This is a genomic window from Legionella worsleiensis (assembly GCF_001467535.1).
GTDB lineage: Bacteria > Pseudomonadota > Gammaproteobacteria > Legionellales > Legionellaceae > Legionella > Legionella worsleiensis.
Genome location: NZ_LNZC01000009.1, coordinates 75,726 through 93,848, shown reverse-complemented (window position 1 = coordinate 93,848; position 18,123 = coordinate 75,726). Strand labels below are relative to the sequence as shown.

The window sequence follows — 18,123 nt, the reverse complement described above, 5'->3', positions numbered from 1 at the left end:
CTCCCGCTTAAAAAAATTATGTGCATGAATTATTGACTTATTCATGCACATAATAGCTTATCTTTTTTGTTTTTCTCATGTAACGCCTGCAATAATACGTCCCTCAAACTCATTAACATACCTGTCTATTGAACTGTATATGAATGCCATGTCTCACTTCGGCTGTGCTCAGAATGACGTGAAGAATTTTATCATGGTTCAATATTCAGATGCTCTGTAGTTTTTCTTGCCTTAAATGTCCTGAGAATTTACTATTAACACGCTGATAAATAATATTAATTAAAATTTGAGGACTAAAAAGTGAAATTTAATTCGAGCGTGTTTTTTAAGGATAATGGCAGAAAAACTCTCAAAGAACATAAACGATTCAAAGACGATGAAGTGCCCCATAAATACACTCAAAAGGTCATTGATACACTAAGACAGCACATTAAAGATGAAACTCGGGATGTGCTTGAAGAGTATAGAGGTGGGTATCGTTTTAAATAACTCTCTTGAAGATTCAGATGTTCTGATTGGCTGGCTGTTTAACAGGGTAAACGCATCTAAACGTATTATCTAAGACCAAGACGCCTACGTTCTGCGCTTTATGTGCAGAATCCAGATCTTTGTCTGCACTAAGATCGCATGGATCCTGCACATAAAGCGCAGGACGTAGGCAAAAGGGTGGAGATTTATGTTCATAATTTAGATGCGTTTGCCCAGACAAACGCTCAATGAAGCATGTTGTGTAGCGCTAAGGTTTCATTGCGACAACCGTTCCAATCAATGCAGCTACACCCACAGCAGCTAACGCCGTGAAAAAAGGGTATTTATTTTTCATGGTGACATCGGGTGGTGCATCAGATGGAATTTCATTTATTAAATCACTTTTTATTTGTTTTATATTGGCAATAACGGATTGGATTCTGTTTTCAGTATCGGTATTTGCGGACAGCAACGGCTTGTAGTGTGTCCACCAAATGGATTGGGCTTGACTTACCGTTTGGGCTAACTCAGGGGTTGTTAAAAAAGTATAGTTGGCGCGTGCGGTTGCTTCAAAAAATGCCGCTGAGAATGCTTTTTTTTCTTGGTCTGACCATAATGGAGCATCAGTAATTGTCAGGTTTGAACAATAACGTAAATCCGTATTGTTATGGCCTGAAAAATTAGTGATTGCTGTGTCCAGCTGATTGGCATCATTTAATATCTCATCCAGAGAATTCAGGCAAGATAAGATGTAATTTTTTTCAAATTGGGTCATATTTTATCTCAAAAAAAAAGGGAAAAAAAATGTGTTTAATGAACAATTTAAACCTATAATTAAACAGCGTTATGTACCGTGCAGTTCAGCTAAAATTGATTAATAGTCATGTTTCATCGTATAATAATCAATGTTTTTTTTAAAAAAAATCAATCAACCAAGGGTATTCATGAAACTAATAGCTACCGTGGGTGCTTTTTTATTTTCTGGAATTGTTGCCGCTACACCGCTAAACAACATTGTAGTATTTGGGGATAGCCTGTCTGATAATGGCAATTTATACGAATACATGAAACACCAGTTACCTCAATCTCCTCCCTATTTCGAAGGGCGTTTTTCTAATGGCCCCGTTTGGATAGAGCGTTTGGTTGCTTCATATTTTCCCGAGAATCCGGCAGCGCATCTTTACGATTACGCTATAGGCGGAGCCGGGGTATCTGAAGAGGATGATGAAGATGATGTCTTGTTTACTCTAAGAAGAGAAATTAAAACCTATTTGCTGGCGAATAATGATAAGGCAAGTGAAGACAGTCTTTTTGTGATTTGGATAGGTGCAAATAATTATCTGGGCATGCCTGCTGAAGTTGATCAAACATTAAACGATGTTAATACAGGCATTACTCATGGTTTGGAGCAGCTGGTAAACAAGGGAGCGAAACATATTCTTGTTCTGAATTTGCCTGATTTGGGCAGGACTCCAGCAGCTTTAGAATTCGGCTCTATTGAACCTTTAAGCTATTACGCAAACCAGCATAATGAAGCGTTACTTAAAACTTTTGCCCAAATGAAGCAAACTTATCCTGAGGTAAATTGGTATTATTTTGATTTGAATTCGGCCTTTAACGATGTATTGGAACACGCTGAGGATTATGGAATTACCAATATCACAGGTACATGTGCCAATTCTATAGCTGATGAATCTTCTCGTCGCTCGGTTCTTAAAATGGTTTCCAGGGTTAGCCCTCGCAAAACGGGCGAACAGTGTGATGGTTTCCTCTTTTTTGATTTAGTGCATCCTACATCATTTGCTCATCAGTTGATGGCAGAAAAAGCTCGTGCCGCCCTTGATGCAGCGGGCGTTGAGTTTTCAGATAAACCGGTTTAAAACCGTATTAACCGGGATGGATTATCCCGGTTTTTATTTGCTTGACTCTATAGGGATATATGAAACCAATTGTCCGGATCTTATTTTTTCTTTTCTTTATTTCTACCAGTTTAAGTGCTGATCAACTGGAGATCACTGTCGATCAAAAGAAACTGCAATTACCCTTTTGGCCTGCACAAACTCAACGTTATGGAGCCGTGCTGATAGTCCGTGGAGGAGAGCAGCCCCATTGGTCGGATATGTTGGCGCAGTGCGCTAATAAACTGGCAACAAATGGATGGTCTGTCGTATTATTAAACTGTAATCCGGCACAGGGTATTCCTTGGATAAACCAATTGCCTGAGGTCATTGGTTCTTTAAGGAAAGAGAAAAATAAACGAATTATCCTGATTCACTATGGAGATCAATTAAACCAATCGCTTGAATATTTCAGTAAACCGCAATCAAAGATGATTAACGCATTGGTGATGATTTCAGCTTATGGTGATATTGATATCAAGGACAAGGGTTCCGAGTTTCGTTTCCCCATTTTTGATGTGGTTGGTCAGTTTGATTACGATACAGTATTAGCGGCTATGGATAAAAGAAAAAAACAATTTAAAGAAAAGTCTTATCTTGCCATGCAAATGCCAGGAGCCGACCATGATTATGATTACAGTGAGGATTTATTGATTTCTTTTGTGCATGGTTGGATGACTAAAGTACCTGAAACAAAAACGCAGCCTCGTGCGGTTTTAGATTCTTACATCCATTCGGTATCTTTATTGCAAAGTAAGCTTGTTTCAATTGCCAACTTTTTAGGGCGACGCTCTTAAGCTGTTTTTACACGTTAAGCGGTTACCATCCCAGGGTAAACGCATCTAAACGTATTATCTAAGACCAGGATGTCTACTTTCTGCGCTTTATGCGCAGAATCCAGATCTTTACCTGCACTAAGATCGCATGGATCCTGCGCATAAAGCGCAGGACGTAGGCAAAAGTGTGGAGATTTATGTTCATAATTTAGATGCGTTTACCCTGGTTACCATCCTTGATTTTGACAAATCAGCTCATAGGCCTTCATAATTTTATGTGTTTTGTCGTTAGCCAGTTTGATCATCTCTTCGGGTAAACCCTGGGCGATTAATTTATCGGGATGATTGCGACTGAGCAATTGTCGGTAAGCACGTTTTACCTCTTGTTTACTTGAACCTGGGTGAACTTCAAGCAAGGCATAGGCATGTGCAAGATTATTTTGTGGCGATTGTTGTTTGGAGTAGTACTGTTTGTTTGATGAAGAGTACTGATGGCTTTGTGTGTTTTCCTGTTGTTTTTGCTGTTGTTGATTTCTGTAATATTCCGCTTGTGCTTGTTGCTGAGCATAGGACGTGTAATTAAAATCATCATAAAATCGATACTGCCTGTGCAGTGGTGCAAAGCCTAAACATGCAAAAACAACATCCAGTACTTTGATTTTTGCAGTGGTCAGGCCATCAACCTGAGCGGCTCTGTATTGAATGTCTACAAATAACTTCAGTAACTCACGATTATCGCGACAAATTCGTTTTAATTCAAACAGGGCACTATCGAGTTTGAATTGTTTGTTCTTTCCTTCATTGAATAATCGCTTGGCAAGGGTTACTTGTTCTGAACTCAGGCGCATTTCCTTCATAAGCAATTTGGCCATGTTGATTTCTTGTTCTGTGACCCGCCCATCAGCTTTTGCTATATGCCCCATTACGGAAAAAGTGGTCTCAAAAAAAGCTTTCTGTACCGCTTTTTTTTTCTCGGAAATATAATACCAGTGCGGATTGGCAAAATGAGCAGCAAGCCCTTTATCAAAAAAATTACCTACAAGAATTCCGAACAAGGCACCCAATGGTCCTGCGGTCAAAAATCCAAAGAATGCTCCGAGAAGCTTTCCCCACCAGGTGGATAATGTAAAGAAATCTCTAAAACTCATTGTGGTTATTCATCCTAAGAGGACATCCATGGTTTAGGTAATTATATATTTAATATATGCTCAGGAAGCCTAATTATCCATCAGAATCAATAAAAAAGCCAATTGTCCTTCAACGCATTGATGGTTTAAATGTAACTCCCCTATTTTAGTATCTGCCACTGCAGGGAGATCCCTCGCTGCGCTCGGGATGAGGTGGAGAGTTACGTTTCAATCAAACTATAAAAAAAAGTATGCAATTTTATGGCAGTTAGTGCAGGGGGTTTTTGGGGTTGAAAATTCATCCTGAGGAAAAAGAGGGCTGCATGTCAACAGAAACTCCTGTGGGGTAACGACCGGATAATGTATCGCATCACGAATACTTTTGGGTATATACTGTGCCTCTTTAGCGTTTTGGTGTGTCTCTATGCGACAGATTTATTCTTTTATAATGTATTTGCTGACTCCCTTTATTCTTCTCAGGTTGTGGTGGAAGGGGCGAAAGTTACCGGAATACAGAATGCGTATATCTGAGCGTTTTAGCATAGGAATTCCTGTAAATAAAGCCATAGACGTTTGGTTGCATGCGGTTTCATTGGGTGAAGTTATTGCAGCAACGCCATTGATTGATGTGATGCTGGAAAAAAATTGGTCTGTTTTAGTGACTACAATGACACCAACAGGATCAGAACGAGTTAGGCTGCGTTTTGGTGACAAGGTTATGCACAGCTACATCCCTTATGACTTACCTAGGGTACTGATGCGTTTTTTGGGTAAGGTAAAGCCCCGCATTGTAGTGATTATGGAGACTGAATTGTGGCCCAATCTTATTCATCAGACTCATGCACACAAGGTACCTTTGGTACTCGCCAATGCCAGACTGTCTGAGCGCTCTATGCGAGGGTATATCAAGTTTAAATGGTTTTTTAAACCGCTTTTAAATCAATTCTCAGCCATCTTGACTCAAAGTGATGATGATGCCAGACGATTTATTGCCCTAGGCGCCAGAGCCAGTCATGTGCAGGTTTTGGGTAACATGAAATTTGATTTACAAACCCATACTGTGGATACGAGTCATGTTGCCGAGCTAAAAAGTCATTGGGGTAACTACCGAACAGTGGTCATAGCCGCCAGCACTCATGATGGCGAAGAATCCTGCCTTTTAGCAGAGTTACCCAGGCTTCAAAAAGCGATACCCAACGTGATCTTATTAATCGCTCCCCGTCATCCTGAGCGTTTTCAAACAGTATATCAACTCAGTGTTCAAGCGGGTTTTAATACCGGTTTGCGCAGTAATCTCGTTTCCATTTCAAAGAGTAACGACATCGTTATTGTGGATACTTTGGGGGAACTTTTGGGGTTATTTCAAATCAGCGACTACGCTTTTGTAGGCGGCAGTCTGGTTCCCGTTGGTGGGCATAATGTTTTAGAGCCCATAGCGATGAATGTACCCGTTTTGAGTGGGCATCATGTCGATAATTTTAAAACAATTTGCCGTGATCTTTTGGATGCTGAAGCGATTCAGATCGTCACGCAGGCGGGTGAATTAATTGATGCCATAATCACGTTACACCATGATAAAGCATTTCAAGGCCGTATGGTTAAAAATGCAAGGACGGTTCTTGAAAACAATAAGGGTTCGGTTTTAAAGCATTTAGGCATTATTGAGCAAATAATGAAGCCAACAATTTAACCTGTTCAGCAAATTAATGTTCAGGATAGATGATTTAGGGATTTTAATTCCCGTCTTCTGCATGTGATGAAGAGGACGGGAACTCTTTGCACGTTATGAAAATAACAGGGCAAACGCATCTTAATTATGAACATAAACGTCCACCCTTTTGCCTACATCCTGCGCTTTATGCGCAGGATCCATGCGATCTTCGTGCAGGTAAAGATCTGGATTCTGCGCATAAAGCGCAGAACGTAGGCATCTTGGTCTTAGATAATACGTTTAGATGCGTTTACCCTGATGAAAATAATTCGTGATGACAAAAGAGCCTCTGACTGCTATGCGCCTTGATTTTGTCTTTCCTTGATTTCAGATAACGTTTTGCAGTCTATGCATAGCGTAGCAGTTGGCCTTGCTTCCAATCGTTTTAGGCCAATCTCTATTCCACAGGCCTCACAGTAACCAAAATCATCATTTCTTAATCGTTCCAGAGCATCTTCAATTTTTTTGATGAGTTTGCGTTCTCTGTCACGAGTACGTAATTCAATACTGAATTCTTCTTCCTGACTTGCCCGGTCTGAAGGATCGGGAAAATTCGCTGCTTCATCTTTCATGTGTGTCACAGTTCGATCAACTTCTTCCATTAATGATTGACGCCAAGCCAGCAATATTTTTTCGATATGTGCTAACTGCTTTTCATTCATATATTCTTCCCCATCAGTTTCCTGATAAGGTGCAATTCCCATGCTACTTATTGCGTCGTTTTTCACGTTGTATGGTCTCTCGTTGGTTTTATCGATTAAATGTTCTGTCATTCTGGCATTCCTTTCCTGCTGCTTCGGTGTAGCGAGTTTTACAGAAAATGGTTAGGTATACCAAATAACAGCCTTATCATCAACAAAATAATTCAGGCTGATTATTAGTTTAAGGACGCCATCCTCCACTAACTCTGTCATGACCTTGAATATCTTGCCAGCTTCTAACATTCTTGTATCCCGATTCTTTAAGTAACGCTTCAAGCTTTAATTTTTGATTAAACCCGTGTTCTAATAACAGTAAGCCATCAGGATAAAGGCATTCATAACTGTGCTGAATAATATATTGTAGATCAGCTAATCCGTCTTGACCACTGGCTAAAGCACTAAGTGGTTCAAATTGGATATCTCCTTGATTTAAATGAGGATCGTCCTCGGCTATATAAGGCGGATTAGACAAAATGGCATGGTACTGCTGTTTGGGTAGCGTATCAAACCAGAATGAGCGATAAAAGGCTACATTAGTAACACCCAGTATTTGAGCATTTTCCTGAGCAACTTTTAAAGCGCCTTCACTAAAATCGACGGCAATAATCTTCCAATGCGGTTTTTCACTGGCTATTGCCAGGGCAATGGCGCCGCTTCCCGTACCCAGATCAAGAATGCACGTATCCGGTGTATCTGGAATTAATTCTAAAGCTTGCTCTACAAGCAACTCCGTTTCATGCCTTGGGATTAGCGTATCCTTACTGACTTTTAAATTCAAAGACCAAAATTCACGATATCCTGTCAAATAAGCAATGGGTATACCCATGCGGCGTTGGGCAATTAATTTTTGGTAAGCCTCCAGCTCAGCCGGGCTTAATACGAACTCGGGATGTGCAAAAATAAAAGCCCTGTTTTTATTTAATACATATCCCAGGAGCAGTTCTGTCTCCAAACGTGATTGATCATGATTTGGATCAAGTTGGTGCAAGGCGTCATTTAATGCCGTGCGAATATCAATCATGGCGTCCTAATTCCGCAAGTAATTCAGCGTGGTACTCACGTTTTAACGAATCTATGACCAGGGATAAGTTACCTTCCATTACTTCGTTTAACTGGTATATGGTCAGGTTGATGCGATGATCCGTCAGGCGTCCTTGCGGAAAATTATAAGTACGAATACGCTCGGAACGATCACCAGATCCTACCAAAGATTTACGGGTTTGCGCTTGTTCTTTTTTTTGTTTGCTTTGCTCTGCGTCCAGCAGGCGTGTTTTAAGCAGAGACATTGCCTTGGCCCTATTTTTGTGTTGTGAGCGTTCATCCTGGCATTCGACAACAACACCAGTAGGGATGTGCGTGATACGAATAGCTGAATCCGTTTTGTTAACGTGCTGTCCTCCTGCGCCTGAAGCACGGTAGGTATCTATACGCAGCTCATCGGGATTAATCTGAATTTCGTCAATTTCTTCAACTTCTGGCATGATGGCTACTGTGCAGGCAGAGGTATGTACTCGTCCTTGTGATTCAGTTTCAGGAACACGTTGTACCCTATGAGCACCGGATTCAAATTTGAGTTGAGAGTAAACGGCGTTGCCGCTGATTCGGGCAATGATTTCTTTATAGCCCCCATGCTCCCCATGATTGGCACTGATTAATTCAAGTTGCCAACCCTGGTTTTCAGCGTAGCGACTGTACATGCGATAGAGATCTCCTGCAAAAATTGCGGCTTCATCTCCGCCAGTTCCTGCACGCACTTCCAGATAGATATTCCGCTCATCGTCCGGATCTTTAGGAATTAAATGCCATTGTAATTGTTCATCTAATTCGTCTACTTGTTGTTTTGCATCTTCCAGCTCTTCTTCCGCCATAGATGCTAACTCTTTATCCTCACTTTCAAGCATCTCATGCAGAGCGCTTAAATTAGCATTTGCTTCGATATAGGATTCATAGCAGGTGGCAACGGGTTCGAGGTGGGCGTATTCTTTAGATAACGCTTTAAATTGATTTTGATCTGCGATCACGGAGGCTTCTGACAGCAAGCGACCAACTTCCTGAAAGCGTTCCAACATCTGTTGTAATTTTAACTCAAGAGATTTCTTCATAAGATGATTGACATAAAGTTGTAGTATTAAAAAGGTATTGTGCCAAAGCCAATAAATCCTCTCGACCATCCCAGGCCATTTCTCTAAGGCCCGTGGTTGGATTGTGAACGAGTTTATTGACCAGGCGCTCGCTAAATTCATTTAAAACAGAAGCTTGATTTTCTCCTGAGGAAAGCTTTCTCAGGGCACGCTTTAATTCTGATTGCGCTAACTGCTGCATCTTGTGACGATAATCACAGATAAGGTCTTTGGCTTTTAAAGAGCGATGCCATCTGATGTAGTTATCCAGTTCGCTTTCGATTAATTGTTCTGCCTGAAGGGCTGCATTGCGTCGTTCATCCATCCCCTTTTCTATCATGAGCTGCAAATCATCAACATTATACAGCTGAACCTGATCCAATTCATTCACATTGGATTCAATATCTCTGGGCACGGCTAAATCCAGAAAAAACATAGGTGAATGATCACGTTGGTGCAGGGCATGTTCTACCAGACTTTTATTGATGAAAGGAAGAGGACAGGCGGTAGCGGAAATAACCACGTCTGCTTGGGGCAGATATTGAGGAATATCCGCTATAGACAGCGTTTTTCCGTCAAAGGACTCGGCGAGCTTTTGGGCATGTTCAAGGGTACGACTGGCAACCATAAACTGGTGCACGCCGTGCTGATGTAAATATTTAGCGACCAGTGACGCTGTTTCTCCTGAGCCAATCAGAAATACATTCAGATTATGAAAATGAGGGAATAACTGACCTATTAACTGAACTGCAGCATAGGCTATAGATACCGGATTTGCACCAATACCGCTGTGTGTTCTGATTCTTTTGGATGCACTGAAAATGTATTCGAATACCGGTCTTAATTGGGATTTTACGGTACCTAACCGGCAGGCCTGGTGATATGCCTTTTTCATTTGCCCAAGAATCTGTGGTTCGCCTATCATCATGGAATCGAGTCCGCTGGCAACGCGCAGCGTGTGTTTTATGCCTTGATTTCCTTCATGCAAATAAAAAAAGGGGGTCAGTAACTCCTCAGGGATATGATGTTCGTATGCTAACCAACTTGCGATAATATTGGGGTCATCTGTGTCGCAATAAATTTCGGTGCGATTACAGGTCGACAAAATTGCTGCTTCGTTTATTTCAGGAAGACTTACCAGCTTGTGTAGTAGTGAATCCTGCATAGCAGGGGGCAAAGCGACTTTTTCACGCACGTTTATCGGAGCAGTTTTATGATTGAGTCCGCAAGCAACAAACACCATGGAATCTGAATTCTTAGTTAGGACTGGCGAAAAGGCCCTGAGTCCTGAATTAAAAGAACGTTCTAATCAGGGTGCTTCAGGATTATTCGTAAGTCAGGTTAGTTTCCTACTCAATTCGGGAATTGTAACCGATCAATAGCCAAATTTGTAGATACTGGGGAAATTCCTTACATTTCTAAAGAACTTTTATCTTTTGCCGCCAACAATAATAGACACTTTTTGTACACTTTGTGTCATATTAATAGGAGCGTCAAATGGATATAATCCTTCAAGGGCAACACAATGCTGATGAAACAGTTCAGAGTCTTCAGCGGGTATTGCAATTATTCAAAGAGCGTTACCAAGTCGAGGGATTTCGTGAAATTCACTTGACCGTTACTTTGGTGGATGGTCATGGTGATGAGGTTGAATTAATTGATAGTGAATCCAATAAAGCTTATCGAGTATTTGAAGTGTATCGAAAAGGATATGAATTAACGGGACGAAAAGGAATTCCCATGTTGCAATTAGTAGTTGATAATACAAATAAGTAAACGGATGTTTTAATGCAATAGGGATTCATTATGGTGATGGCCATAATTGCCATACTGTTCACATTGATACTTGTCGTAGGTATACATGAAGCAGGACATGCGTGGGCAGCGCATATTTTTCGGGTCAAAATAAAAAAAATTTCTATAGGTTTTGGCAAGCCTCTTATTCAGTGGAAGAGTGCCAGCGGTTGTGATTGGATTTGGGCCCTTTGGCCTTTGGGTGGTTATGTTCAATTGCTTAATTCAAGAATCAGTTCTGTGCCTGAAAAAATTCATAACTCCTGTTTTGATAAGAAACCAATCTGGGTGCGTGTGGTTATATTGCTTAGTGGCGCTTTAGCTAATCTGATAACCGCCTGGTTTGCCTTTGTTTTGGTTTTTTATATTGGCATGAATTATCGGCAGCCTGTAGTTCAATCGGTTCAGCCCAACAGTATTGCCGCAAAGGCGGGCATTGCTCCTGGCGATCAGTTTATCGCAATAGATGGCTACAGCACTTTGTCATGGCAGGATGTGGGAATGCAGTTGGTTATTTTATGGGGAAAAGGTGAGGTGAATATTGCCTTACAACACCCAAAGGGTCAGAGCCTAAAGAACGTGACGATTAATCTGAGCCAGATAAAATTTAGCGGTACAGAGCGTTCACTTTTGGCAAGCCTTGGCATGACCCCTGATTTATCCGCCTCATCTGCGGTGATGCGCTCCTCCTCATTAGCGCACGCCTTAAGTCAGGCAAATCATGCTATGGTGCATTTGTTTTATTTTTTCCTGATGATTTTAAAACAACTCTTGACCGGGAGTATTCCCTTTGCCATTTTGTTGGGGCCTTTGGGGTTGTTTGCGGCATCTGTTGCATCTTTAATGCAGGGCGTTGTTGTCTTTTTTTACTTTATTGCCTATTTGAGTTGTGCTGTTGCGTTGGTTAATTTATTCCCCATACCGGGATTGGATGGGGGATCAATAGTGTATGCGCTCGTTGAAAAAATACGTGGCAAGCCTGTTTCCATAGCAATGGAACTTTTATTGCACCGTTTGATGGTCATTTTGTTTGCTGTGGCATTGGTGCAGCTGTTGATGAATGATGTGCAGCGATTTTTACATTAATTTGAGTCGCACAAACATGGTAAATATGTTGCCTGATTGGGATTAACCTAAGCAGATAACGATTCGTTAACTGCTCTGGCGCAGCACCATACGTCTACCTGTTTTATACCGACTTTTTTTAGAACCCGAGCTAGTTCATTGGCTGTATTTCCAGTGGTAAGTAAATCATCGATAATTGCTACATGTTCGTAGGGTAAGGGCTTAGCATGAAATGCCTTACTTAAATTTTTTCGTCTTTGTTCTTTATCCAGGCTGGCTTGAGGGGCTGTATTTATTTTTTTTTGGCAACTGGTCAGGTCATAAGGCACGTTGAGTAGCCTTGCCAATCTTTTGGTCAGAAGAACAGCTTGATTAAATCCCCTTTGTTTGATTCTCTGGGGATGCATGGGAACAGGAATAAGACATTGCGGCATAGTGTTGTTTTTCTGTACGGTTTGCAGCATTAGATGGCATAAGAAATTGCGAAGATGAAGTCCCTTTTGGTATTTGAACTGATGAATCAGGCCACGCAGTGGTTCATCAAAAGCATAACCTATAATGGCTTTATCGAAATGTGGTGGTTTAAGAATGCATGCCCCACACGTTAGAAAATCATCGTCAGGAAGAGGGGTTGCACAACGAGAGCACGCAGAACCCAAGGGTTTGAGTAAATTCATACAAAAAGTACATACCGCAAATGAGCCTTTATGCAACTGATGGCAAAGAGTGCATATTGAAGGCAGGCGCAAACTTTGTGATATACTGAGCAATTTCTGGCGCACGGGCGTTGGATTTCCTGTTTTTAACTTTTCCTTGGTCTTATGATGACTGTCAAAAATGAAATTAGCAAGGCATTTAGTAAACATGCTGAAGAATATGAAGCTGCTGCGAAGGTGCAGCAAGAGATTGGGGAGCGGTTATTTGAGCGTCTTCATTATTTGAAAATAACTCCCCAAAGAATTCTTGACTTGGGATGCGGTCCTGGCTCGTTTTCCAAAGAATTATCACGGCTTTACCCTAAAGCTCAAATTGTTGGATTGGACTTAGTGCCTGATATGTTGTCTCTGGCGCGTAAAAAGCAGAGCTGGCGGCGCAAATGGTCTTTGGTTGCCGCCGATATGAATTCAATGCCCTTTTTGAATGGGATGTTTGATCTGGTGTTTACAAATCAGGTTATCCACTGGGCTCATCCATTGGCGCACGTGTTTCGGGAAATCAATAGAGTGATGAACGTAAATGGTTGTTTAATGTTCACTACTTTGGGACCTGATACCTTTAAAGAACTCAAAAAGGCCTGGGCTGGGGCAAATCGTTTTGCCCATGTTAATGAATTTAGTGACATGCATGATATTGGTGACAGCCTGATGGCAGAGCATTTTTTAGATCCTGTTATGGATATGGAATTATTAACCGTTCAATATGAAACCTTGCCTAAACTCGTTTCTGCCTTGAGATCTCAGGGCGTGCGAAATGTAAATCCTGAACGAAATCAAGGTCTGACCGGGCGCAAAGCCTGGCAACAATTTACCCAGAATTACGCCCAATTAATTGCTGAAAACGGCAAGTATCCTTTAACCTATGAGGTCGTGTATGGCCACGCATGGAAGGGGGAGCAGCGAAGAACGGATAAAGGCACTGAGAGTTTATTTCCTGTTTCGCAAATTCGGATTCATAAATCACAGTCTTAAACAAATAAACCGGTCTTTATGCTTTAATGATTAAAGATCGGTTTATGAGATGTTTTATTGAGAGATTTTATTTTTGAATAGTTTCTATTCAGGATAAGTTGCTTCTGTTGTGTAATTTTTGGGTCAATTCACGTAACGCACGTGCTTTGTCACCAAAAAAATTGAGTGAATCTAAAGCCAGTTGGTAATGTTCTGATATTTTTTTCTCCAGTTGCTCTTTGGTATAGAGCGTAGCAAAAGTGGTTTTTTGATTGGCAATATCCGAAGAGCGGCCTTTACCAAGATGGTTTACTGGCGCATACTGATCCAGGTAATCGTCTTGCATTTGAAAGACCAGGCCTATATGTTGTGCGTAGTTTTTTAGCGCTGCCTCAGCCTGTTTACATGTTTTGTTTTGGGCATTTAATGCCATCTCAAAACATGCCATGATCAATTGCCCTGTTTTTAGAAGGTGTATGGTGCGCAACTCTGCTTCAGATACAGCTGTAGAGGTCAATTGGGTTAGATCAAGGCTTTGTCCGCTGACCATGCCACTAACGCCACTGGCATTAACCAATAGCCTGGTTATCGAGACTATTTGCGAGGGATTTAGAAATTCGGGTAATTGGGTTAATAACACATCTATGGCCAGGGCTTGCATTCCATCTCCGACCAAAATTGCTGTAGCCTCATCGAAGGCTTTATGACAACTGGGTTTTCCCCGGCGTAAATCATCATCATCCATGGCAGGAAGATCATCATGAATCAGCGAATAGCAATGGGTGAGTTCTATAGCTGCGGCGATAATATCCAGAACTTGAATGTTAATATCGAGCAGTTCGCCAGCTAAATACACCAGGATAGGCCTGATTCTTTTGCCGCCAGGAAATAATGAGTAGTGTAAAGCCGAGCTGATTTTTTCAGCGGGAATAGGCGTATTGTCCAGTATTTTTTTCAGGTAGTGTTCATGACGCTGAATGTAGGTATCAATCACTTGTATGTTCATCCGGTTTGGGTTCAGAGGAATGATAGGCGGTAAGGGTTTCTATTTTTTGTTCTGCCTGATTTAGCACATCTTGACAACGTCTTGCCAACCCAATTCCTTTTTCAAATTGTTTGAGCGAGTCCTCAAGAGAGAGTTCTCCCTTTTCCAGTTGTTTTACTATTTCCTCGAGTTCGCTTACTGATTGTTCGAAATTAATGCCTTTAGTCATTGAGGGCTCTCAATATCCTTAAATGCATTGATTATACTTAGTTAGGCTAAGGATTCAACTTTCAATTGTGTTCACGCCATGGTGCGTAATGAATAAAATTCATTTATCATCTGAGTCTTCATCACGTGGAGTAATCAAGGTTCATGGTCACGAAGATTAAAACTCAATTTGTCTGTAATCAGTGTGCAGCAACCTTTAAACAGTGGGCAGGGCAATGCACACAATGCGGCTCGTGGAACTCCATTTCTGAAGAAGGTATTGTCGCTGAGCCACGTAATTCTCGCAGTGGCCAATGGGCGAATCAACGCTCCGTGATTACAGCCGTTGAAGATGTTGTTATGGATAAAGAAGTTCGTATGGATTGCGGATTGTCTGAATTAAACAGAGTGCTGGGTGGTGGTTTGGTTTATGGTTCTGTCGTGCTTATTGGCGGGGATCCCGGGATTGGTAAATCCACTTTACTGTTGCAGACTTTAGCTAATTTATCCATGCAGGAAACGGTTTTGTACGTTACCGGTGAAGAGTCCTTACAACAGGTTGCCATGCGGGCACAGCGTTTGGCTTTACCTTTGGCTGGATTGCGTTTATTGGCAGAAACTCAGGTAGAATCCATAATTGCTCATGCGCAAAAAGAAAAACCACGCATTATTGTGGTGGACTCCATTCAGACTATTTTTACAGAAACCATCAGCTCAGCACCTGGAGGAGTAAGCCAGGTCAGAGAATCGGCGGCACAATTGGTTCGTTTTGCCAAAATGACTCAAACCGCAGTATTTCTTGTTGGTCATGTCACTAAAGAAGGAACTCTGGCCGGGCCCAGAGTGTTAGAGCACATGGTGGATAGTGTGCTTTATTTTGAAGGTCAAAGCGACAGCCGATTCAGGGTAATACGGGCGATTAAAAATCGGTTTGGAGCGGTTAATGAACTGGGCGTTTTTGCCATGACTGATCGAGGCTTGAAGGAGGTCGCTAATCCTTCAGCTATTTTTTTATCACGGCAACCGGAACCTACTCCAGGCAGTGCAGTTATGGTAACTTGGGAAGGATCACGTCCTATGCTCGTTGAAGTTCAGGCTTTGGTTGATGAGGCGCACGGGCAACAGGCCAAGCGGGTCACTGCCGGTCTTGAACATAACCGGTTAGCTATTTTGCTTGCTGTATTGCACCGGCATGGTGGTATAGCAACTTTTGATCAGGATGTTTTTATTAATGTGGTGGGTGGCGTTAAAGTGACCGAAACGGGTAGCGATCTGGCTTTGTTGGCTGCGGTGGTTTCCAGTTTGCGAAATCGGGTTTTTGACAGTGAAACCATTATTTTTGGTGAAGTTGGTTTGGCCGGGGAAATTCGACCGGTTCAAAGTGGTCAGGAGCGCATTAAAGAAGCAGTTAAGCATGGATTCAAAAGAGCAATTGTTCCTTTTGCGAATGCGCCCAAGCAACAAGGTTCTTCCATGATTATTGAGCCAGTCAAATACTTAAGGGACGTATTGGAGAAAATGTGATGTTCAGTGATGAAGAATCAGATTTCTTGCAACCGGATGATGTGATTCACTCTTTTCAAAGAGATGGTGCGGTTTGTTTGCGTCAATTGTTCAATGCGACTGAAATTGATATTTTGCGTCAAGGGATAGAGTTGAATTTATCTGCTTTGAGTCCTCGAGCTAAAATAGCGAGCAGGCCTGATGATCCAGGCTTTTTTGTCGAAGATTTTTGTACCTGGCAGCATAATCCTTTTTATCAGCACATCATTTTTAAAACCCAACTTGGCAGGGTGGCTGCTCAGTTAATGCAAAGCAAGGAAGTGCGGCTCTATCATGATCATTTATTGGTGAAAGAACCCGGAACTCGCCAAATTACTCCTTGGCACCAGGATCAACCCTATTACAACGTAACGGGTATGAGCAATTGCAGTTTCTGGATTCCTGTAGATCCTGTGAGCAGAGAATCGACTTTGGAATTTGTTGCTGGTTCGCATCTGGGGCCATGGTTAATGCCCAGAACGTTTATGGATAATCAAGCCAAATGGTTTCCCGAAGGCAGTTTGCGAGAGCTCCCGGCGATCGAGCAGAACAGGGCGCTTTTTCCTATTATTGGTTGGGATATAGAGCCAGGGGATGTCGTTTGTTTTCATATGCTAACGCTGCACATGGCAAGAGGAGTGAATGCACAGCAACGAAGACGGGTTTTTTCGGTACGTTTTCTTGGGGATGATATGACGCATTCGCCACGCTCATGGACTACTTCTCCTGATTTTCCTGGCTTGGTAGATGAATTGCCGGCTGGATCACCAATGGATCATCCATTATTTCCTATTGTCTTTGCCTAGATTAGAGATTAGTTTCTCTATATCCAAGTCTTGTCTGTATTGTGTCAATTCTGATTGGATTCGCATATTCAACAGATTTGACTAAACTTAATTATATAAAAAATAAAAAAATAGAGTGCATGACTCATGGATATTTCTCCTTTTTTCAAATTGATGGTGGATAAAGAGGCCTCGGATTTGTTTTTTAGCGTGGGGGCTCCTCCCAACATCAAAATTCAAGGAATTACCTCACCTGTGGGACAAGTGCCGATCAAATCGCAGCAAATGTCGGAAATTCTTTTATCAATAACTAATGATGAACAGCAAAAGGAATTTGAGGCCAATATGGAGCTGAATATGGCTCTATCTATAAACGGCGTTGGCCGTTTTAGAATTAATATTTACAGACAACGTGGTGAAGTGGCTATGGTTGTGCGTTATATAAAAGGAAAAATTCCATCCATAGACGAGCTACGCTTACCCCAGATATTAAAAACTATTGTGCAGGAAATTCGTGGTTTGGTATTAGTCGTTGGATCTACTGGCTCAGGGAAATCGACTACATTGGCTGCCATGATTGATCATCGTAATGAAACAACCCGAGGCCATATTCTGACCATTGAAGATCCAATAGAATTTATTCATGAACACAAAAAATCCATAGTCGATCAACGTGAGATAGGAATTGATACCCTAAGTTATGATAATGCGTTGAAAAATGCCATGAGAGAAGCTCCTGATGTCATTTTAATAGGCGAGATACGAGAGCGAAATTCCATGAAACATGCGATTGCTTATGCCGAAACAGGGCATTTGTGTATTTCGACCTTGCACGCAAATAACGCCAATCAAACGCTTGATAGAATTATTAATTTTTTCCCTGAAGATGCAAAACAGCAAATTCTCACTGATTTATCGTTGAATTTACGTGCTGTTATTTCTTTAAGGCTCGTTCCGGGTATCGATAATCATCGTGTAGCAGCTGTTGAAATATTAGTTAATACGCCTTACATTTCCGATCTGATTGAGAAAGGTAAGGTCGAGGAGATCAAAGAAGCTATGGCGCGAAGTACCGAACAAGGAATGCAGACTTTTGATCAGGCATTACTTCGTTTATATAAGGAAAGAAAAATTACTAAAGAAAATGCCATTAAATATGCAGACTCAAAAAATAATGTAGGATTAGAAATCAGACTTAATGAGGAACAGCATTTTGATTCTAAAAACGATAAACTGAGCATTCAGCCTGATGATTCGGATAAATTTTAGTGACAGGT

20 protein-coding genes are annotated in these 18,123 nt (G+C 41.5%); 11 read left to right on the top strand and 9 right to left on the bottom strand.

Features of this window, described 5'->3' with window-relative positions:
- Positions 1–300: 300 nt before the first annotated feature.
- Positions 301–489 (top strand): hypothetical protein, encoded by a 189-nt coding sequence (locus tag Lwor_RS05075; RefSeq protein ID WP_058492822.1) that lies wholly within the window; start codon positions 301–303, stop codon positions 487–489.
- A 247-nt stretch (positions 490–736) separates the two neighbouring features.
- Here the strand turns inward: Lwor_RS05075 and Lwor_RS05070 are convergent, their stop codons facing one another.
- On the bottom strand, positions 737–1,243 hold the full coding sequence (locus tag Lwor_RS05070) for a hypothetical protein (protein WP_058492821.1): 507 nt from the start codon (positions 1,241–1,243) through the stop codon (positions 737–739).
- Between the two features lie 169 nt (positions 1,244–1,412).
- Here Lwor_RS05070 and plaA point away from each other — a divergent pair, with 169 nt between their 5' ends.
- Together plaA and Lwor_RS05060 are read left to right on the top strand one after the other, a co-directional pair.
- Positions 1,413–2,348, top strand: coding sequence for a GDSL family lysophospholipase PlaA (plaA, locus tag Lwor_RS05065; protein ID WP_058492820.1), 936 nt, complete (start codon positions 1,413–1,415; stop codon positions 2,346–2,348).
- Positions 2,349–2,407: 59 nt separating this feature from the next.
- A complete protein-coding gene (locus Lwor_RS05060; protein WP_058492819.1) occupies positions 2,408–3,163 on the top strand; it encodes an alpha/beta hydrolase in 756 nt (251 codons plus the stop codon).
- 206 nt (positions 3,164–3,369) lie between these two features.
- On the opposite strand, the gene djlA is transcribed toward Lwor_RS05060, so the two are convergent.
- Positions 3,370–4,290, bottom strand: coding sequence for a co-chaperone DjlA (djlA, locus tag Lwor_RS05055; protein WP_058492818.1), 921 nt, complete (start codon positions 4,288–4,290; stop codon positions 3,370–3,372).
- 403 nt (positions 4,291–4,693) lie between these two features.
- Here djlA and waaA point away from each other — a divergent pair, with 403 nt between their 5' ends.
- Positions 4,694–5,959, top strand: coding sequence for a lipid IV(A) 3-deoxy-D-manno-octulosonic acid transferase (gene waaA, locus Lwor_RS05050; RefSeq protein WP_058492817.1), 1,266 nt, complete (start codon positions 4,694–4,696; stop codon positions 5,957–5,959).
- A 317-nt stretch (positions 5,960–6,276) separates the two neighbouring features.
- Here waaA and dksA read toward each other — a convergent pair whose 3' ends face one another.
- The 4 genes from dksA to hemA all read right to left on the bottom strand — a co-directional run bounded on the left by dksA (position 6,277) and on the right by hemA (position 10,044).
- Positions 6,277–6,753, bottom strand: coding sequence for an RNA polymerase-binding protein DksA (dksA, locus tag Lwor_RS05040; protein ID WP_058492815.1), 477 nt, complete (start codon positions 6,751–6,753; stop codon positions 6,277–6,279).
- 109 nt (positions 6,754–6,862) lie between these two features.
- The gene (gene prmC / locus Lwor_RS05035) at positions 6,863–7,702 is read right to left on the bottom strand and encodes a peptide chain release factor N(5)-glutamine methyltransferase (RefSeq protein WP_058492814.1); all 840 of its coding nucleotides are present in this window, start codon (positions 7,700–7,702) and stop codon (positions 6,863–6,865) included.
- The gene (prfA, locus tag Lwor_RS05030) at positions 7,695–8,783 is read right to left on the bottom strand and encodes a peptide chain release factor 1 (RefSeq protein ID WP_058492813.1); all 1,089 of its coding nucleotides are present in this window, start codon (positions 8,781–8,783) and stop codon (positions 7,695–7,697) included. Before prfA ends, prmC begins: the two co-directional genes overlap by 8 nt.
- Positions 8,767–10,044, bottom strand: a complete 1,278-nt coding sequence (gene hemA, locus Lwor_RS05025; protein ID WP_058492812.1) for a glutamyl-tRNA reductase — start codon at positions 10,042–10,044, stop codon at positions 8,767–8,769. Before hemA ends, prfA begins: the two co-directional genes overlap by 17 nt.
- Here hemA and Lwor_RS13705 point away from each other — a divergent pair.
- From Lwor_RS13705 to Lwor_RS05015, 3 genes are all read left to right on the top strand, one after another.
- Positions 10,043–10,183, top strand: a complete 141-nt coding sequence (locus tag Lwor_RS13705) for a hypothetical protein (RefSeq protein WP_157063129.1) — start codon at positions 10,043–10,045, stop codon at positions 10,181–10,183. The genes hemA and Lwor_RS13705 overlap by 2 nt on opposite strands.
- A gap of 115 nt (positions 10,184–10,298) precedes the next feature.
- Positions 10,299–10,577, top strand: coding sequence for a hypothetical protein (locus tag Lwor_RS05020; RefSeq protein ID WP_058492811.1), 279 nt, complete (start codon positions 10,299–10,301; stop codon positions 10,575–10,577).
- Between the two features lie 30 nt (positions 10,578–10,607).
- On the top strand, positions 10,608–11,681 hold the full coding sequence (locus Lwor_RS05015) for a M50 family metallopeptidase (protein ID WP_058492810.1): 1,074 nt from the start codon (positions 10,608–10,610) through the stop codon (positions 11,679–11,681).
- Positions 11,682–11,728: 47 nt separating this feature from the next.
- Here the strand turns inward: Lwor_RS05015 and Lwor_RS05010 are convergent, their stop codons facing one another.
- Positions 11,729–12,442 (bottom strand): ComF family protein, encoded by a 714-nt coding sequence (locus tag Lwor_RS05010; RefSeq protein WP_338011235.1) that lies wholly within the window; start codon positions 12,440–12,442, stop codon positions 11,729–11,731.
- Between the two features lie 42 nt (positions 12,443–12,484).
- Here Lwor_RS05010 and bioC point away from each other — a divergent pair, with 42 nt between their 5' ends.
- Positions 12,485–13,348, top strand: coding sequence for a malonyl-ACP O-methyltransferase BioC (bioC, locus tag Lwor_RS05005; protein WP_058492809.1), 864 nt, complete (start codon positions 12,485–12,487; stop codon positions 13,346–13,348).
- An 88-nt stretch (positions 13,349–13,436) separates the two neighbouring features.
- Here the strand turns inward: bioC and Lwor_RS05000 are convergent, their stop codons facing one another.
- Positions 13,437–14,333, bottom strand: coding sequence for a polyprenyl synthetase family protein (locus Lwor_RS05000; protein WP_115091020.1), 897 nt, complete (start codon positions 14,331–14,333; stop codon positions 13,437–13,439).
- Positions 14,314–14,541 carry an exodeoxyribonuclease VII small subunit gene (locus Lwor_RS04995; RefSeq protein WP_058492807.1) on the bottom strand — a complete coding sequence of 76 codons (228 nt, stop codon included), beginning with the start codon at positions 14,539–14,541 and terminating at the stop codon, positions 14,314–14,316. The genes Lwor_RS05000 and Lwor_RS04995 overlap by 20 nt, the downstream gene beginning before the upstream one ends.
- 143 nt (positions 14,542–14,684) lie before the next feature.
- On the opposite strand from Lwor_RS04995, the gene radA reads away from it, so the two are divergent.
- From radA to Lwor_RS04980, 3 genes are all read left to right on the top strand, one after another.
- Entirely contained in the window at positions 14,685–16,043 is a 1,359-nt protein-coding gene (radA, locus tag Lwor_RS04990) for a DNA repair protein RadA (protein ID WP_058492806.1), read from the top strand.
- On the top strand, positions 16,043–16,867 hold the full coding sequence (locus Lwor_RS04985; protein ID WP_058492805.1) for a phytanoyl-CoA dioxygenase family protein: 825 nt from the start codon (positions 16,043–16,045) through the stop codon (positions 16,865–16,867). Before radA ends, Lwor_RS04985 begins: the two co-directional genes overlap by 1 nt.
- 126 nt (positions 16,868–16,993) lie before the next feature.
- On the top strand, positions 16,994–18,115 hold the full coding sequence (locus Lwor_RS04980) for a PilT/PilU family type 4a pilus ATPase (RefSeq protein ID WP_058492804.1): 1,122 nt from the start codon (positions 16,994–16,996) through the stop codon (positions 18,113–18,115).
- The last annotated feature ends 8 nt before the right edge of the window (positions 18,116–18,123 follow it).

Excerpts from the sequence above, each read along its gene's own strand:
- Lwor_RS05070 (WP_058492821.1), bottom strand. The coding sequence starts at position 1,243 with ATGACCCAATTTGAAAAAAATTACATCTTATCTTGCCTGAATTCTCTG.
- plaA (WP_058492820.1), top strand. The coding sequence starts at position 1,413 with ATGAAACTAATAGCTACCGTGGGTGCTTTTTTATTTTCTGGAATTGTT.
- Lwor_RS05060 (WP_058492819.1), top strand. The coding sequence starts at position 2,408 with ATGAAACCAATTGTCCGGATCTTATTTTTTCTTTTCTTTATTTCTACC.
- djlA (WP_058492818.1), bottom strand. The coding sequence starts at position 4,290 with ATGAGTTTTAGAGATTTCTTTACATTATCCACCTGGTGGGGAAAGCTT.
- waaA (WP_058492817.1), top strand. The coding sequence starts at position 4,694 with ATGCGACAGATTTATTCTTTTATAATGTATTTGCTGACTCCCTTTATT.
- dksA (WP_058492815.1), bottom strand. The coding sequence starts at position 6,753 with ATGACAGAACATTTAATCGATAAAACCAACGAGAGACCATACAACGTG.
- prmC (WP_058492814.1), bottom strand. The coding sequence starts at position 7,702 with ATGATTGATATTCGCACGGCATTAAATGACGCCTTGCACCAACTTGAT.
- prfA (WP_058492813.1), bottom strand. The coding sequence starts at position 8,783 with ATGAAGAAATCTCTTGAGTTAAAATTACAACAGATGTTGGAACGCTTT.
- Lwor_RS13705 (WP_157063129.1), top strand. The coding sequence starts at position 10,043 with ATGGAATCTGAATTCTTAGTTAGGACTGGCGAAAAGGCCCTGAGTCCT.
- hemA (WP_058492812.1), bottom strand. The coding sequence starts at position 10,044 with ATGGTGTTTGTTGCTTGCGGACTCAATCATAAAACTGCTCCGATAAAC.
- Lwor_RS05020 (WP_058492811.1), top strand. The coding sequence starts at position 10,299 with ATGGATATAATCCTTCAAGGGCAACACAATGCTGATGAAACAGTTCAG.
- Lwor_RS05015 (WP_058492810.1), top strand. The coding sequence starts at position 10,608 with ATGGTGATGGCCATAATTGCCATACTGTTCACATTGATACTTGTCGTA.
- bioC (WP_058492809.1), top strand. The coding sequence starts at position 12,485 with ATGACTGTCAAAAATGAAATTAGCAAGGCATTTAGTAAACATGCTGAA.
- Lwor_RS05000 (WP_115091020.1), bottom strand. The coding sequence starts at position 14,333 with ATGAACATACAAGTGATTGATACCTACATTCAGCGTCATGAACACTAC.
- Lwor_RS04995 (WP_058492807.1), bottom strand. The coding sequence starts at position 14,541 with ATGACTAAAGGCATTAATTTCGAACAATCAGTAAGCGAACTCGAGGAA.
- radA (WP_058492806.1), top strand. The coding sequence starts at position 14,685 with ATGGTCACGAAGATTAAAACTCAATTTGTCTGTAATCAGTGTGCAGCA.
- Lwor_RS04985 (WP_058492805.1), top strand. The coding sequence starts at position 16,043 with ATGTTCAGTGATGAAGAATCAGATTTCTTGCAACCGGATGATGTGATT.
- Lwor_RS04980 (WP_058492804.1), top strand. The coding sequence starts at position 16,994 with ATGGATATTTCTCCTTTTTTCAAATTGATGGTGGATAAAGAGGCCTCG.